This window comes from Streptomyces sp. RFCAC02 (assembly GCF_004193175.1).
GTDB lineage: Bacteria > Actinomycetota > Actinomycetes > Streptomycetales > Streptomycetaceae > Streptomyces.
This window is the reverse complement of record NZ_SAUH01000001.1, coordinates 3527250-3542634: the sequence shown is the minus strand read 5'-3', so window position 1 is coordinate 3542634 and position 15385 is coordinate 3527250. Positions and strand designations below refer to the sequence as shown.

Below are 15385 nucleotides of genomic sequence, written 5' to 3'. Positions count from 1 at the left end.
CACGCGGTACGCCAGGAGGCACGACAGCGGCCCGGCCCCCCGTACGGGGAGCCGGGCCGCCGCCGTGTCGCGGGCCGCCCCCGGCTACCGGACGAACACGCCCGCCTGGCCCGCCAGATCGAGGAAGTACTGCGGCGCGACACCGAGCACCACCGTCACGGCCGCCGCGAGCCCGACGACCGTCATCGTGAGCGGGCTCGGGATCACCACCGAGGGCCCCTCGGCCTTCGGCTCGCTGAAGAACATCAGCACGATGACCCGGATGTAGAAGAACGCCGCGACCGCCGAGGCGAGCACGCCGACCACCACCAGGCCCATCGCGCCCGCGTCGGCCGCCGCCCGGAACACCGCGAACTTCCCCGCGAACCCGCTCGTCAGCGGAATGCCCGCGAACGCCAGCAGGAACAGCGCGAACACCGCGGCCAGCAGCGGCGAACGCCGCCCGAGCCCCGCCCACTTCGACAGGTGCGTCGCCTCGCCGCCCGCGTCCCGCACCAGCGTGACGACGGCGAACGCGCCGAGCGTCACGAACGAGTACGACGCCAGGTAGAACAGCACCGACGACACCCCGTCCTCGCTCACCGCGACGACACCCGCCAGGATGAAGCCGGCGTGCGCGATCGACGAGTACGCCAGCAGCCGCTTCACGTCGGTCTGCGTGATGGCGATGACCGCACCGGCCACCATGGAGGCGATCGCCACGCCCCACATCACCGGCTGCCAGTCCCAGCGCAGCCCCGGCAGCACCACGTACAGCAGCCGCAGCATCGCGCCGAACGCCGCGACCTTCGTGGCCGCCGCCATGAAGCCGGTCACCGGTGTCGGGGCGCCCTGGTAGACGTCCGGGGTCCACATGTGGAACGGCACCGCACCCACCTTGAACAGCAGCCCCACCAGCACCATCGAGCCGCCGATGAGGAGCAGCGCGTCGTTCCCCATGGTCGAGGCGAGCCCCGGGTCGACGCCCGACACGTCGCCGCTCACCACGTCGCCGATGCGCGTGTACGACAGCGAGCCCGCGTACCCGTACAGCAGGGCGATGCCGAACAGCAGGAACGCCGAGGCGAAAGCGCCCAGCAGGAAGTACTTGACGGCGGCCTCCTGCGACAGGAGGCGCCTGCGCCGCGCCAGCGCGCACAGCAGGTAGAGCGGCAGCGACAGCAGCTCCAGGGCGATGAACAGGACCAGCAGGTCGTTGGCCGCGGTGAAGAGCAGCATCCCGCCCACCGCGAACAGCAGCAGCGGGAAGATCTCCGTCGTCGTGTGCCCGGCGCGCACGGCCTCCTGCTCCGCGCGGCCCCCGGGTACGGCGGCGGCCTGGGCGGCGAAGGAGTCGGCGCGCGCGCCGTGGCCTGCGGGTTCGAGACGCCGCTCGGCGAACAGGAAGACCGCGACGAGTCCCACGAGGAGGATGACGCCCTGGAGGAACAGCGCCGGTCCGTCCACCGCGAGGGACCCCATGCCCTCGACACGCGCCTCGCTGGTGCCGTGCCCGCCGGCGGCGAGCGTCACGACGGCGGCGAAGGCGCTGGCCAGCGCAACCGCCGACAGCACGACCTCGGCCCCCCAGCGGCTGCGCCGGGGCAGGAACGCCTCGACCAGCACACCGAGCACCGCCGCCGCGAACACGATCAGGCTCGGCGACAGCGAACCCCAGGCGATGTCGGGTGCCTGCAGCTCACCCGGATTCATGCGGCACTCTCCTCGGTCCGGCGGTTTCGGTGGTCAGTGCGGTTCATCCGGCGGCCTCCCCGGCGTGCTCGTCCTGCTGGGCCGTCACGTCCTGCTGCGGCGGCGGGTCGGTGCGGTCGACGTCCGACAGCGTGTGCTCGACGGCCGGGTTCACCAGGTCGGTGAGGGGCCGCGGGTAGACCCCGAGGAGGACGACCAGCGCGATCAGCGGGCCGACGACGGCCAGCTCGCGCACCCGGAGGTCGGGCAGCCGTTCAAGGCCCTGCCGCACCGGCCCGGTCATGGTGCGCTGGTAGAGCAGCAGGACGTACAGCGCGGCCAGGACGATGCCGGCGCACGCGACGATCCCGACCGCCTGCCACCTGCTGAACGTGCCGACCAGCACCAGGAACTCGCTGACGAACGGCCCGGTGCCCGGCAGCGACAGCGTCGCGAGGCCGCCGACGAGGAACGTGCCGGCGAGCACGGGCGCCGTCTTCTGCACCCCGCCGTAGTCCGCGATGAGCCGCGAGCCGCGCCGCGCGATGAGGAAGCCAGCCACCAGCATCAGCGCGGCCGTCGCCACCCCGTGGTTGATCATGTACAGCGCCGCGCCGCCCTGGCCCTGGCTCGTCATCGCGAAGACGCCGAGCACGATGAACCCGAAGTGGCTGACCGACGCGTAGGCGATGAGCCGCTTGATGTCCCGCTGCCCGATGGCGAGCAGCGCGCCGTAGACGATGCTGACGAGCGCCAGCGCGACGACGACCGGCGTCGCCCAGTCGCTCGCCTCGGGGAACAGGCCGAGGCAGAACCGCAGCATCGCGAACGTGCCGACCTTGTCGACCACGGCCGTGATCAGCACGGCGACCGGCGCGGTGGACTCGCCCATGGCGTTCGGCAGCCAGGTGTGCAGCGGCCACAGCGGCGCCTTCACGGCGAACGCGGCGAAGAAGCCGAGGAACAGCCAGCGTTCCGTGTCGGTGGCGAGGTCGAGCTCGCCCGAGCCGCGCGCGTCCAGGAGGGCCTGGAGGGAGAACGTGCCGGTGCCGAGCTGGTCCGCCGTCGCCACGTACAGGCCGATGACGGCCGCGAGCATCACGAGGCCGCCGGCCAGGTTGTACAGGAGGAACTTGACGGCCGCGTACGACCGCTGGCGCGCCTGCCCCTCCTCGCCCTGCTCGCCGGCCCGGTCCCCGAAGCCGCCGATGAGGAAGTACATCGGGATGAGCATGGCTTCGAAGAAGATGTAGAAGAGGAAGACGTCGGTCGCGGCGAACGACAGGATCACCATCGCCTCGACCATGAGGATGAGGGCGAAGAAGCCCTGGGTGGGCCGCCACCTGCGGGTCGCGGGCGCCTCGCCCTCGACCGGGTCGGCGTCGTTCCAGCCCGCGCCGATGAGGAACGGCACCAGCACCGCCGTCAGCGCGATCATCGCGACACCGATGCCGTCGACGCCCAGCTCGTACCGGACGCCGAAGTCCTCGATCCACGCGCGCGACTCGGTGAGCTGGAACCGGTCGGCGCCCGCACCGGTGTCGAACCGCAGCACGACCGCCGCCGCGAGGGCGAGGGTGATGAGCGAGAAGCCGAACGCCAGCCACTTCGCGGCGCTCCGCCGCGCGGCGGGCACCGCGGCCGTCAGCACGGCCCCGATGGCCGGCGCGGCGGCCGTGGCCGTCAGCAGGGGAAATGACATGACTCAGACCGCCCTCATCAGCAGGGTGGCGGCGACCAGCAGGGCCACACCGCCGAACATGGAGACCGCGTAGGAGCGGGCGAACCCGTTCTGCACGCGCCGCAGACGTCCCGACAGCCCGCCGAACGAGGCGGCCGTCCCGTTGACCAGGCCGTCGACCAGCTTGTGGTCCACGTAGACGAGGCCCCGGGTGAGGTAGCTGCCGGTCTGGACGAACGCCGCGTGGTTGAAGTCGTCCTGGAGCAGGTCGCGCCGTGCCGCGCGGGTGAGGAGGTTCCCGGTGGGCGCGACGGCCGGCACCGGGCGGCGCCCGTACTGGAACCACGCGCCGGCGACACCGAGCAGCATCACGGCGGTCGCCGCGATCGACACCTCGCCGTGGCTGACCGGCGAGTCGCCGTGCGCGAGGCCGGTGACGGGCTCCAGCCAGTGGACGAACGACTCGCCCGCGTCGAAGAGGAAGCCCGCGGCGACCGACCCGGCCGCCAGCACGATCATCGGCACGGTCATGCTGAGCGGCGACTCGTGCGGGTGCGGCTCGTGCCCGTTCGCGTCGGGCTGCCAGCGCTTCTCGCCGAAGAACGTCATCAGCATGATCCGCGTCATGTAGTAGGCGGTGAGCGCGGCGCCGAGCAGCATGACGCCGCCGAGGATCCAGCCCTCGGTGCCGCCCTTCGCGAACCCGGCGTAGATGATCTCGTCCTTCGAGAAGAAGCCGGAGAGATAGGGGAAGCCGATGATCGCGAGATAGGCGAGGCCGAACGTGGCGAAGGTGACCGGCATGTGCTTGCGCAGACCGCCGTACCGCCGCATGTCCACCTCGTCGTTCATGCCGTGCATGATCGAGCCGGCGCCGAGGAAGAGGCCCGCCTTGAAGAAGCCGTGCGTCACCAGGTGCATGATCGCGAAGACGTAGCCGAGCGGGCCGAGGCCGGCGGCCAGCATCATGTAGCCGATCTGCGACATCGTGGACCCGGCGAGTGCCTTCTTGATGTCGTCCTTCGCGCACCCGACGACCGCGCCGAACAGCAGCGTCACCGCGCCGACGACGACCACGACCGTCTGGGCGTCCGGCGCCGCGTCGAACACGGCGGCGGACCGCGTCACCAGGTAGACGCCGGCCGTGACCATGGTGGCGGCGTGGATGAGCGCGGAGACGGGCGTCGGGCCCTCCATCGCGTCACCGAGCCACGACTGGAGCGGCACCTGCGCGGACTTGCCGCAGGCGGCGAGCAGGAGCATCAGGCCGATGCCGGTGAGGGTGGCCTCGCTGGTGCCCGTCGCGCCCGGCAGGACCTCGGCGAACGCGAAGCTGCCGAACGTCGTGAACATCAGCAGGATCGCGATGGACAGGCCGACGTCGCCGACCCGGTTGACCACGAACGCCTTCTTCGCCGCCGTCGCCGCGCTCGGTCTGTGCTGCCAGAAGCCGATGAGGAGGAAGCTGGCGAGACCGACGCCCTCCCAGCCGACGTACAGCAGCAGGTAGTTGTCGGCGAGGACGAGGATCAGCATGGCGGCGAGGAACAGGTTCAGGTAGCCGAAGAAGCGGCGGCGCCGCTCGTCGTGCTCCATGTAGCCCACCGAGTAGAGGTGGATCAGCGTCCCCACGCCCGTGATCAGCAGGACGAACGTCATGGACAGCTGGTCGAGCTGGAAGCCGACGTCCGCGCGGAAGTCCGCGACCGGCACCCAGCTGAACAGGTGCTGGCGCAGCGTCCGTTCCTCGCCCTCCCGGCCCAGCAGGTCGAAGAAGAGCGCCGCTGCCAGCACGAGCGAGACGGCCGCCATGGCGAGCCCGAACCAGTGGCCCGCACGGTCCAGGCGCCTGCCGCCGAGCAGCAGCACGGCGGCGCCGAGCAGCGGCGCCCCGACGAGCAGTCCGATCAATGACTCCACGAGATGGCTCCCACGTTTTCCGTTGGCCCTACAGCTTCATCAGGCTGGCGTCGTCGACCGAGGCCGAATGCCGGGAGCGGTAGACCATGACGATGATCGCCAGCCCCACGACGACTTCCGCCGCGGCGACGACCATCACGAAGAACGCCATGATCTGGCCGTCGAGATTGCCGTGCATGCGGGAGAAGGTGACCAGCGCGAGGTTGGCGGCGTTGAGCATCATCTCGATGCACATGAAGACGACGATGGCGTTGCGCCGCAGCAGCACTCCGCACGCGCCCAGCGTGAACAGGAGCGCGGACAGGTAGAGGTAGTTCTCCGGGTTCACTTGCGGGCCTCCTCGGCGTCCGTGCTCTCCGCACCGCGCGCGCCCGGGGTGCCGTCCGCACCGTCCAGCGCGGGACCCGTGCCCGTGCCGGCACTCCGGCCGGGGGCGGTCGGGGCCGGACGGCCCTGGTAGCGGGCGGTGCGGCGCTCCAGGGCGGCGAGGTCGGCGAGCGCCTCGCCGTGCACCTCGCGGATCTGGCCGCGGCCGCGGAGGGTGGCGTTGACGGTGAGTTCGGACGGCGTGCCGTCCGGCAGCAGACCGGGGATGTCCACGGCGTTGTGCCGGGCGTAGACACCGGGCGCGGGCAGCGGCGGCACCTGGGTGCCGCGGCGCACGCGCTCCTCGGCCTGCTCGCGCTGCGTCTTGTTGCGCTCGACGCGCTCGCGGTGCGTCAGGAGCGTCGCGCCGACGGCGGCCACGGTCAGCAGCAGGCCCGTCACCTCGAACGCGACGGCGTACCGCGTGAACAGGAGCGAGGCGAGGCCCTGCACGTTCCCGCCAGCGTTGGCCTCGGCCAGGCCGGTGAACGAGCCCGACGCCGCCTGCCCGATGCCGGCGATCAGCAGCAGCCCGAGGCCGAGCCCGCAGCCGGCGGCGAGCCACCGCTGGCCCGTCAGGGTCTCCCGCAGGGAGTCCGTCGCGCTGACACCCACCAGCATCAGGACGAACAGGAACAGCATCATGACCGCGCCGGTGTAGACGACGATCTGGACGACGCCGAGGAAGTAGGCGCCGTTCGCGAGGTAGAAGAGCGCGAGGATCACCATCGTGCCCGCGAGGCACAGCGCCGAGTGCACGGCGCGGCGCAGCAGCAGGGTGCCGAGGCCGCCGAGCACGGCCAGCGGCCCGAGGATCCAGAACTGGACGGCCTCGCCCGTGGAGGTGGACGTCTCGGCGGCCAGTGCCGTGAGGCCGGTCATGCGCGGACCCCCGGTCCCTGCGCCGGGTCGGTCAGCCTGCTCGCCGCCGTCACCGGGTCCTCGTCGGCCTCGTCCGCGGGCGCCTCGCCCTTGGAGACGGCCCGCTGCCGCTGCGTGCCGGGCGCGGCGCCCGTGACCTCGCCCCGGTAGTACGACTGCTCGTCGGTGCCCGGGTACATGGCGTGCGGCGCCTCGACCATGCCGTCGCGCAGGCCGGCGAGCAGCTCGTCCTTCGTGTAGATGAGGGACGCGCGGGTGCGGTCGGCCAGCTCGTACTCGTTCGTCATGGTGAGGGCGCGCGTCGGGCACGCCTCCACGCACAGGCCGCACAGGATGCAGCGCAGGTAGTTGATCTGGTAGACGCGGCCGTAGCGCTCGCCCGGGGAGTAGCGCTCCTCCTCGGTGTTGTCGGCGCCCTCGACGTAGATCGCGTCGGCGGGACAGGCCCAGGCGCACAGCTCGCAGCCGATGCACTTCTCCAGGCCGTCCGGGTGGCGGTTGAGCTGGTGACGGCCGTGGAACCGCGGGGCCGTCGGCTTCTTGACCTCCGGGTACTGCTCCGTGAGGCGCTTCTTGAACATGGCCTTGAAGGTCACGCCGAAGCCGCCCACCGGATTGCGGAACTCAGGCATCGCCGGCCTCCTTCTCTGGGTTGCCGGTGCTGGGGGACGACGGAGCCTGCGACTCCGCGGGCGAGGGGGCACCGCCCACGGTCGCCGGCGCGCGCGAGGGGCGGCGCGGGACCGGGGGCAGGGTCTGTCCTGGCAGCGGCGGCACGGGGAACCCGCCCGCCATCGGGTCGAACGGCGCGGCGGCGGCGTCCGCGCCCCGCCGCTCCTCGTCCTCCTGGTCCGCGCGGTCGCGGAAGACGTCCACGACGAACGACAGCAGCAGCAGGACGAGGACGCCGCCGCCGACCCACAGGAGGATGTCGCGGAACGCGTAGTCCTCGTTCTGCATGGCGCGGACGGTGGCGACGAGCATCAGCCACACCAGCGCGATGGGGATGAGGACCTTCCAGCCCAGGACCATGAACTGGTCGTAGCGGACGCGCGGCAGCGAGGCGCGCACCCACATGAAGAAGAAGATGACGGCCGCCGTCTTCACGAGGAACCACAGCAGCGGCCACCAGCCGGAGTTGGCGCCCTCCCAGAAGCTGAGCGGCACGGGCGCGCGCCAGCCGCCGAGGAAGAACGTCGTCATGAGCATGGACACGGTGACCGTGTGCACGTACTCCGACATCATGAAGAACGCGAACTTGATCGACGAGTACTCCGTCAGGTACCCGCCGACCAGGTCGCCCTCGGACTCCGGCATGTCGAACGGCGGGCGGTGCGCCTCGCCGACCATCGCCACCATGTACATGAGGAACGAGACGGGCAGCAGGATCACGAACCAGCGGTCCTCCTGCGCGTCCACGATGGCCGAGGTGGACATCGACCCGGAGTAGAGGAAGACGGCGGCGAAGCTCAGCCCCATCGCCACCTCGTAGCTGATGATCTGGGCCGTGGCGCGGACGCCGCCGAGCAGCGGGTACGTCGAGCCCGACGACCAGCCGGCGAGCACCGTGCCGTACACGGCGATCGCGGAGGTGGCCAGGACGTACAGCAGGGCGACGGGGAGGTCGGTGAGCTGGAGGACGGTCTCCGTGCCGAAGATGCTCACCGGGTCGTCCGCGGGGCCGAAGGGGATCACCGCGATCGCCATGAACGCCGGGATGGCGGCCAGCAGCGGCGCGAGGATGTACACCACCTTGTCGGCGCCCTTGACGGTGATGTCCTCCTTCAGCATCAGCTTCACGCCGTCGGCGAGCGACTGGAGCATGCCCCAGGGGCCGTGGCGGTTGGGGCCGATGCGCAGCTGCATCCAGCCGAGGACCTTGCGCTCCATGACGATGCTGACCAGCACCAGCAGCATCAGGATCGCGAAGCAGCCCACCGCCTTGACGACGATCAGCCAGAACGGGTCCTGCCCGAACATGGACAGGTCGGGTTCGAGTGCGAGCATCACGCGGACACCTCCTGGGCGGCCGGCGCCCCGGCCGCCGCGTCACGGTCCTGGTCGGCGCCGGGGTCCGTGCCGTCGTCCGTGTCCTTCTCCACGGGGGCCGGGGCCAGGCTCACCGGGCGGCCGGGGACGGTGCCGAGATCCGCGAGGAGGCCGGAGCCGGTCGAGTCGAGCGGCAGCCACACGACGCGCTCCGGCATCTCGGGGGTGACGCGCAGCGGCAGCGTCACCGTGCCGGCGGGTCCGGTGACGGCCAGCGGATCGCCGTCGGCGACCCCCGCCTCGCGGGCCGTCGCTGGCGCGAGCCGCGCGACGGCCGCGTGCCGGGTCGCGGCGAGCGCGGTGTCGCCGTACTGGAGCCGCCCCTGGTCGAGCAGCAGCCGGTGCCCGGCCAGCACGGCCTCGCCCGCCGCCGGGCGCGGCAGGTCGGCCGGGGTGGCGGTCGGGCCGAGCGGCAGGTCGCCGGTCCACGGGGGCAGGCCGTCCAGCTCGGCGCGGGCCGCCGTCACGTCCGGCAGGCCGAGCGGCGCGCTCGCCGAGCCCTCGGTGGCGGCCAGTTCGTCCGCCAGCATGTGCAGCGCACGGCCGTCCGTCTGCACGAAGCGGCGCGTCATCTGGTCCGGCTTGATGGCCGCGGCGAACGACCGGGCGCGGCCCTCCCAGTTGAGGAACGTCCCGTCCTTCTCCACCACGGCGGCCACCGGCAGGACGACATGGGCGCGCTCCGTCACCTCGGACGGCCGCTGCTCCAGGCTGACGAGGAACCCGCCGGCGGCCACCGCGTCCAGGGCGGCCCGCGCGAGCGCCGGGTCCGGCAGGTCCGTGACCTCGACACCGCCGACGACCAGGGCGCCGATCGCGCCGCCCGCCGCCGCCTCGACGATGGCCGCGGTGTCGCGCCCGGTGCCGTCCGGCAGGGCGGGCAGGCCCCACACCCCGGCGATCTCCTGCCGGGCGCGCGGCGAGGTCGCGGGCCGTCCGCCGGGCAGCAGCCCCGGCAGGGCACCGGCCTCGACGGCGCCGCGCTCCCCCGCGCGCCGGGGGATCCACACGAGCCGCGCGCCGGTCGCCGCGGCCAGGGCCACGGCGGTGGTGCAGCCGCCGGTGACCTGGGCGAGCCGTTCGCCCACCACGATCACCGCGCCCTCGGCGCGCAGCGCGTCGGCGGCGGCGCGGCCGTGCCCGTCCAGGCTGTCGGAGCCGGCGGCCAGCGCCTCCAGCCAGTCCGGCTCGGTGCCGGGCGCGGCCGGCAGCAGGGTGCCGCCAGCCTTGGCGAGGCCGGGCGTGATGTGGGTGGCGACGGAGAAGACCCGCGTGCCGTGCTTGCGGTGGCCCTTGCGCAGCCGCAGGAAGACGCCGGGGGCCTCCTCCTCCGACTCGAAGCCGGCCAGCAGGACGGCGGGCGCCCGCTCCAGGTCGGTGTGGGTGACCCCGGTGCCGTCCAGGTCGACGCCGCGCCCCGCGACCTGGGCGGCGAGGAACGCCGCCTCCTCCGCGCTGTGCGGCCTGGCCCGGAAGTCGATGTCGTTGGTGCCGAGCGCGACCCGTGCGAACTTGGCGTAGGCGTAGGCGTCCTCGACGGTGACCCGGCCGCCGGTGAGGACGGCGGCGCCGCGCTCCCGCGCCCCGGCCAGCCCCTCGGCGGCCACCCGCAGCGCCTCGGGCCAGCTCGCCTCGCGCAGCCGGCCGGTGTCCGCGTCGCGGACCAGGGGCGTCGTGAGCCGGTCGGCGGTCTGGGCGTAGCGGAACGCGAAGCGGCCCTTGTCGCAGATCCACTCCTCGTTGACCTCGGGGTCGGCGGCGGCCATGCGGCGCATGACCTTGCCCCGCCGGTGGTCCGTCCTGGTCGCGCAGCCGCCGGCGCAGTGCTCGCACACGGACGGCGAGGAGACGAGGTCGAAGGGGCGGGCGCGGAACCGGTACGCGGCCGAGGTGAGCGCCCCCACGGGACAGATCTGGATGGTGTTGCCGGAGAAGTAGGACTCGAACGGGTCGCCCCGGCCCGTCCCGACCTGCTGGAGGGCGCCGCGCTCGACGAGTTCGATCATCGGGTCGCCGGCGATCTGCTTCGAGAAGCGGGTGCAGCGGGCGCACAGCACGCAGCGCTCCCGGTCGAGGAGGATCTGCGCCGAGATCGGCACGGGCTTCTCGAACGTCCGCTTCACGCCGTCGAACCGGGAGTCGGCGTCGCCCGTGGACATGGCCTGGTTCTGCAGGGGGCACTCGCCGCCCTTGTCGCACACCGGGCAGTCCAGCGGGTGGTTGATCAGCAGCAGCTCCATCACGCCGCGCTGCGCCTTGCCGGCGACGGCCGACGTGAGCTGCGTGCGGACGACCATGCCCTCGGTGCAGGTGATGGTGCACGAGGCCATCGGCTTGCGCTGGCCCTCGACCTCCACGATGCACTGGCGGCAGGCGCCGGCCGGGTCGAGCAGCGGGTGGTCGCAGAAGCGGGGGATCTCGATGCCGAGTTCCTCGGCGGCGCGGATGACCAGCGTGCCCTTGGGCACGGAGACCTCGATGCCGTCGATGGTGAGCGTCACCAGGTCCTCGGCCGTGGCCGCCGCCGTTCCGTCGGTGGTGACCGTCACGCGTTCACCTCCAGGTGAGCCGATGCCGTCGTGCCGTCGTCCGCCCAGGCGGTGGACTTGGCGGGGTCGAAGGGGCAGCCGCGGCCGGTGATGTGCCGCTCGTACTCCTCGCGGAAGTACTTCAGCGAGGAGAAGATGGGGCTCGCGGCGCCGTCGCCGAGGGCGCAGAATGACTTGCCGTTGATGTTGTCGGCGATGTCGGCGATCTTGTCGATGTCGCTGAGCAGGCCCTTGCCGGCCTCGATGTCGCGCAGCAGTTGGACGAGCCAGTAGGTGCCCTCGCGGCAGGGGGTGCACTTGCCGCAGGACTCGTGCGCGTAGAACTCGGTCCAGCGCGTCACGGCCCGGACCACGCAGGTCGTCTCGTCGAACACCTGGAGGGCCTTGGTGCCGAGCATGGAGCCGGCCGCGCCGACCCCCTCGTAGTCGAGGGGCACGTCCAGGTGCTCCTCGGTGAACATGGGGGTGGACGAGCCGCCCGGCGTCCAGAACTTGAGGCGGTGGCCCGGCCGGATGCCGCCGCCGAGGTCGAGGAGCTGGCGCAGCGTCACGCCGAGGGGCGCCTCGTACTGGCCGGGGCGGGCGACGTGGCCGGACAGGGAGTAGAGCGTGAAGCCGGGCGACTTCTCGCTGCCCATCGTGCGGAACCACTCCTTGCCCCGGTCGATGATCGCGGGAACCGACGCGATGGACTCGACGTTGTTCACGACGGTGGGGCAGGCGTAGAGGCCGGCGACGGCCGGGAAGGGCGGGCGCAGCCTGGGCTGGCCGCGGCGGCCCTCCAGGGAGTCGAGGAGCGCGGTCTCCTCGCCGCAGATGTACGCGCCCGCGCCGGCGTGGACGGTGATGTCGAGGTCGCCGCCCTCGCCCAGCGCCCCCTTGCCGACGAAGCCGGCGGCGTACGCCTCGGCGACGGCGTTCTGCAGCCGCCGCAGCACGGGGACGACCTCGCCGCGGAGGTAGATGAAGGCGTGGTGGGAGCGGATCGCGTGGCAGGCGATGACGATGCCCTCGATGAGGGAGTGCGGGTTGGCGTAGAGGAGGGGGATGTCCTTGCAGGTGCCGGGCTCGGACTCGTCGGCGTTGACGACGAGGTAGTGGGGCTTGCCGTCGCCCTGCGGGATGAACTGCCATTTCATCCCGGTGGGGAAGCCGGCGCCGCCCCGGCCGCGGAGGCCGGCGTCCTTCACGTGGGCGATCACGTCGTCGGGGGCCATGGCGAGGGCCTTGCCGAGGGCGCGGTAGCCGCCGTGGTCGCGGTAGACCTCGATGGACCAGGACTTGTCCTTGTCCCAGAAGGACGACAGGACGGGGGTCAGGATCCTCGCCGGGTCGCCGGCCTGCGCGGCCGCCGCGGGGGTCGGGGTCATCGCTCGTCCTCCTCGTCCGTGCGGCGGCGGCCGGCCACCGGTCCGGCCGGGTGGCCGGGGTCCGAGGCCGCGCTCGGCTGCGGTGCGTCGTGGGAGCTGGGGTGCGTCGCGGGCGGCCGTCCGCCGGGGGCCGAGTCGGCGTCCGGGCCTGCCGGGCGCCGGGCGCCGGCGGCGGTACGGGCCGCGGGCTCGTCGCCCTTGGCGAGCCGCAGCCCGGCCAGCGAGGCGGGTCCCGCGCTGCCGCCTGCGGCGACGGCGCCGGGCCGCGGGTCGGGGAAGCCGGCGAGCACGCGGGCCGTCGCGCGGAAGCCGCACAGGGGGGCGCCGCGCGTGGGGACGACCTCCTCGCCGGCCCGCAGCCGGTCCACCAGCTCCCGGGCCGACTCGACGGTCTGGTTGTCGAAGAACTCCCAGTCGACCATCACGACGGGCGCGAAGTCGCAGGCCGCGTTGCACTCGATGTGTTCGAGGGTGACCCGGCCGTCCTCGGTGGTCTCGCCGTTGCCGATGCCGAGGTGGCGCTGGAGGTCGGCGAAGATCGCGTCGCCCCCGAGCACGGCGCACAGGGTGTTGGTGCAGACCCCGACCTGGTGCTCGCCGGACGGCTTGCGCCGGTACATGGAGTAGAAGGTCGCGACCGCCGTGACCTCGGCGGTGGTGAGGCCGAGGACGTCCGCGCAGAACTGCATGCCGGTGCGCGTGACGTACCCCTCCTCCGACTGCACGAGGTGCAGCAGCGGCAGCAGCGCCGAACGGCTGTCGGGGTAACGGCCGATCACCTCGGCGGCATCCGCCTCCAGACGGGAGCGGACGTCCTCCGGGTAGGGCGGGGCCGGCGGCTGCGGCAGGCCCAGGCTGACCTCGGTCATCGGTCGACGCCTCCCATCACGGGGTCGATGGACGCCACGGCGACGATCACGTCGGCGACCATGCCGCCCTCGCACATCGCGGCCATGGACTGGAGATTGGTGAAGGACGGGTCGCGGAAGTGGACCCGGAACGGGCGGGTCCCGCCGTCGCTGACGATGTGCGCGCCCAGTTCGCCCTTGGGGGACTCCACCGCCGTGTAGACCTGGCCCGGCGGGACGCGGAACCCCTCGGTGACGAGCTTGAAGTGGTGGATCAGGGCCTCCATCGAGGTGCCCATGATCTTCTTGATGTGGTCCAGCGAGTTGCCGAGGCCGTCGGGGCCGAGCGCGAGCTGCGCGGGCCACGCGATCTTCTTGTCGGCGACCATCACGGGGCCGGGGGCGGCGAGGCGCTCGATGCACTGCTCGATGATCCGCAGCGACTGCCGCATCTCCTCCAGCCGCAGGACGAAGCGGCCGAACGAGTCGCAGGTGTCGGTGGTGGGGACCTCGAAGTCGTACGTCTCGTAGCCGCAGTACGGGTCGGACTTCCGCAGGTCGTGCGGGAGTCCGGCGGACCGCAGGATCGGGCCGGTGGCGCCGAGGGCGAGGCAGCCGGCGAGGTCGAGGTGGCCCACGTCCTGGAGGCGGGCGCGGAACACCGGGTTCCCCGTGCAGAGCTGGTCGTACTCGGGGAGGTTCTTGCGCATCGTCCTGACGAACTCGCGCAGCGCGTCGATCGCGCCGGGCGGCAGGTCCTGCGCGAGGCCGCCGGGCCGGACGAACGCGTGGTTCATGCGCAGGCCGGTGATCAGCTCGAAGATGTCGAGGCACAGCTCCCGGTCGCGGAAGCCGTAGATCATGACGGTGGTCGCGCCCAGTTCCATGCCGCCGGTGGCAATGGCGACGAAGTGGGAGGACAGGCGGTTCAGCTCCATCAGCAGGACGCGGATGACGCCGGCGCGCTCGGGGACCTCGTCGGTGATGCCGAGGAGCTTCTCGACGCCGAGGCAGTACACCGTCTCGTTGAAGAACGGCGTGAGGTAGTCCATGCGGGTCACGAACGTCGTGCCCTGCGTCCAGGTGCGGTACTCGAGGTTCTTCTCGATGCCGGTGTGGAGGTAGCCGATGCCGGCGCGGGCCTCGGTGACCGTCTCGCCGTCGATCTCCAGGATGAGCCGCAGCACGCCGTGGGTCGACGGGTGCTGGGGACCCATGTTGACGACGATGCGTTCGTCGTCGGCCTGCTCGGCGGCGCGGGTGACCTCGTCCCAGTCGCCGCCGGTGACGGTGTAGACGGTGCCCTCGGTCGTCTCGCGGGCGCCCGCCGGGCGGGTGGCGTGAGTGGTCATCAGCTGTACGACCTCCGCTGGTCGGGAGCCGGGATCTGGGCGCCCTTGTACTCGACGGGGATGCCGCCGAGCGGGTAGTCCTTGCGCTGCGGGAAGCCCTGCCAGTCGTCGGGCATCATGATCCGCGTGAGGGCGGGGTGGCCGTCGAAGACGATGCCGAAGAAGTCGTACGCCTCGCGCTCGTGCCAGTCGTTGGTCGGGTAGACCGCGACGACCGAGGGGATGTGCGGGTCGGCGTCGGGGACGCTGACCTCGATCCGGATGATCCGCCCGTGCGTGAGCGAGCGCAGGTGGTAGACGGCGTGGAGTTCGCGGCCCGTGTCGTGCGGGTTGTGCACACCGCTGACGCCGGTGCACAGCTCGAAGCGGAGGGCGGGGTCGTCCCGCAGGGTGCGGGCGACCACGGGGAGGTGCTCGCGCGCGATGTGGAACGTCAGCTCGCCCCGGTCCACGACCGTCTTCTCGACGACGGCGGCGGGGTCGAGGCCCTGTTCCTCCAGGGCGCCCTCCAGTTCGTCGGCGACCTCGTCGAAGTAGCCGCCGTACGGGCGGGCCGATGCGCCCGGCATCCGTACGGTGCGGACCAGCCCGCCGTATCCGGTGGTGTCCACACCGTTGTCGGCGCCGAACATGCCGCGCCGCCGGGCGATGGCCTCGCCGCTGCCGCCGGCCCGCTCCAGCGCGGCGTCGGTGGCGC

At 72.4% G+C, this 15385-nt stretch carries 12 protein-coding genes; all 12 read right to left on the bottom strand.

The window, feature by feature from the left end:
* Positions 1-84: 84 nt before the first annotated feature.
* Genes nuoN through EMA09_RS16295 form a run of 12 tightly spaced genes read right to left on the bottom strand, consistent with a single transcriptional unit; the run spans position 85 to position 15368 of the window.
* Entirely contained in the window at positions 85-1692 is a 1608-nt protein-coding gene (nuoN, locus tag EMA09_RS16345) for an NADH-quinone oxidoreductase subunit NuoN (protein ID WP_129841757.1), read from the bottom strand.
* A gap of 43 nt (positions 1693-1735) precedes the next feature.
* On the bottom strand, positions 1736-3373 hold the full coding sequence (locus EMA09_RS16340) for an NADH-quinone oxidoreductase subunit M (protein ID WP_129841756.1): 1638 nt from the start codon (positions 3371-3373) through the stop codon (positions 1736-1738).
* Positions 3374-3376: 3 nt separating this feature from the next.
* Positions 3377-5272: an NADH-quinone oxidoreductase subunit L gene (gene nuoL / locus EMA09_RS16335; RefSeq protein WP_129841755.1), complete on the bottom strand. Its 1896-nt coding sequence runs from the start codon at positions 5270-5272 to the stop codon at positions 3377-3379.
* A gap of 28 nt (positions 5273-5300) precedes the next feature.
* Positions 5301-5600, bottom strand: a complete 300-nt coding sequence (nuoK, locus tag EMA09_RS16330) for an NADH-quinone oxidoreductase subunit NuoK (protein WP_129841754.1) — start codon at positions 5598-5600, stop codon at positions 5301-5303.
* Positions 5597-6520 (bottom strand): NADH-quinone oxidoreductase subunit J, encoded by a 924-nt coding sequence (locus tag EMA09_RS16325; protein ID WP_129841753.1) that lies wholly within the window; start codon positions 6518-6520, stop codon positions 5597-5599. The genes nuoK and EMA09_RS16325 overlap by 4 nt, the downstream gene beginning before the upstream one ends.
* The gene (nuoI, locus tag EMA09_RS16320) at positions 6517-7152 is read right to left on the bottom strand and encodes an NADH-quinone oxidoreductase subunit NuoI (protein WP_129841752.1); all 636 of its coding nucleotides are present in this window, start codon (positions 7150-7152) and stop codon (positions 6517-6519) included. The genes EMA09_RS16325 and nuoI overlap by 4 nt, the downstream gene beginning before the upstream one ends.
* Positions 7145-8527: an NADH-quinone oxidoreductase subunit NuoH gene (gene nuoH / locus EMA09_RS16315; RefSeq protein WP_129841751.1), complete on the bottom strand. Its 1383-nt coding sequence runs from the start codon at positions 8525-8527 to the stop codon at positions 7145-7147. Before nuoH ends, nuoI begins: the two co-directional genes overlap by 8 nt.
* Positions 8527-11118 carry an NADH-quinone oxidoreductase subunit G gene (locus tag EMA09_RS16310; protein ID WP_206305954.1) on the bottom strand — a complete coding sequence of 864 codons (2592 nt, stop codon included), beginning with the start codon at positions 11116-11118 and terminating at the stop codon, positions 8527-8529. Before EMA09_RS16310 ends, nuoH begins: the two co-directional genes overlap by 1 nt.
* The gene (gene nuoF, locus EMA09_RS28645) at positions 11115-12488 is read right to left on the bottom strand and encodes an NADH-quinone oxidoreductase subunit NuoF (protein ID WP_206305953.1); all 1374 of its coding nucleotides are present in this window, start codon (positions 12486-12488) and stop codon (positions 11115-11117) included. Before nuoF ends, EMA09_RS16310 begins: the two co-directional genes overlap by 4 nt.
* On the bottom strand, positions 12485-13357 hold the full coding sequence (gene nuoE / locus EMA09_RS16305) for an NADH-quinone oxidoreductase subunit NuoE (RefSeq protein WP_129841749.1): 873 nt from the start codon (positions 13355-13357) through the stop codon (positions 12485-12487). The genes nuoF and nuoE overlap by 4 nt, the downstream gene beginning before the upstream one ends.
* Positions 13354-14688, bottom strand: a complete 1335-nt coding sequence (locus tag EMA09_RS16300) for an NADH-quinone oxidoreductase subunit D (RefSeq protein ID WP_168220741.1) — start codon at positions 14686-14688, stop codon at positions 13354-13356. Before EMA09_RS16300 ends, nuoE begins: the two co-directional genes overlap by 4 nt.
* Positions 14688-15368, bottom strand: coding sequence for an NADH-quinone oxidoreductase subunit C (locus tag EMA09_RS16295; protein WP_240796673.1), 681 nt, complete (start codon positions 15366-15368; stop codon positions 14688-14690). Before EMA09_RS16295 ends, EMA09_RS16300 begins: the two co-directional genes overlap by 1 nt.
* Positions 15369-15385 lie beyond the last annotated feature (17 nt).

Coding starts and splice junctions, on each gene's coding strand:
- nuoN (WP_129841757.1), bottom strand. CDS start 1,692: ATGAATCCGGGTGAGCTGCAGGCACCCGACATCGCCTGGGGTTCGCTG.
- EMA09_RS16340 (WP_129841756.1), bottom strand. CDS start 3,373: ATGTCATTTCCCCTGCTGACGGCCACGGCCGCCGCGCCGGCCATCGGG.
- EMA09_RS16325 (WP_129841753.1), bottom strand. CDS start 6,520: ATGACCGGCCTCACGGCACTGGCCGCCGAGACGTCCACCTCCACGGGC.
- nuoI (WP_129841752.1), bottom strand. CDS start 7,152: ATGCCTGAGTTCCGCAATCCGGTGGGCGGCTTCGGCGTGACCTTCAAG.
- nuoH (WP_129841751.1), bottom strand. CDS start 8,527: ATGCTCGCACTCGAACCCGACCTGTCCATGTTCGGGCAGGACCCGTTC.
- nuoF (WP_206305953.1), bottom strand. CDS start 12,488: ATGACCCCGACCCCCGCGGCGGCCGCGCAGGCCGGCGACCCGGCGAGG.
- nuoE (WP_129841749.1), bottom strand. CDS start 13,357: ATGACCGAGGTCAGCCTGGGCCTGCCGCAGCCGCCGGCCCCGCCCTAC.
- EMA09_RS16300 (WP_168220741.1), bottom strand. CDS start 14,688: ATGACCACTCACGCCACCCGCCCGGCGGGCGCCCGCGAGACGACCGAG.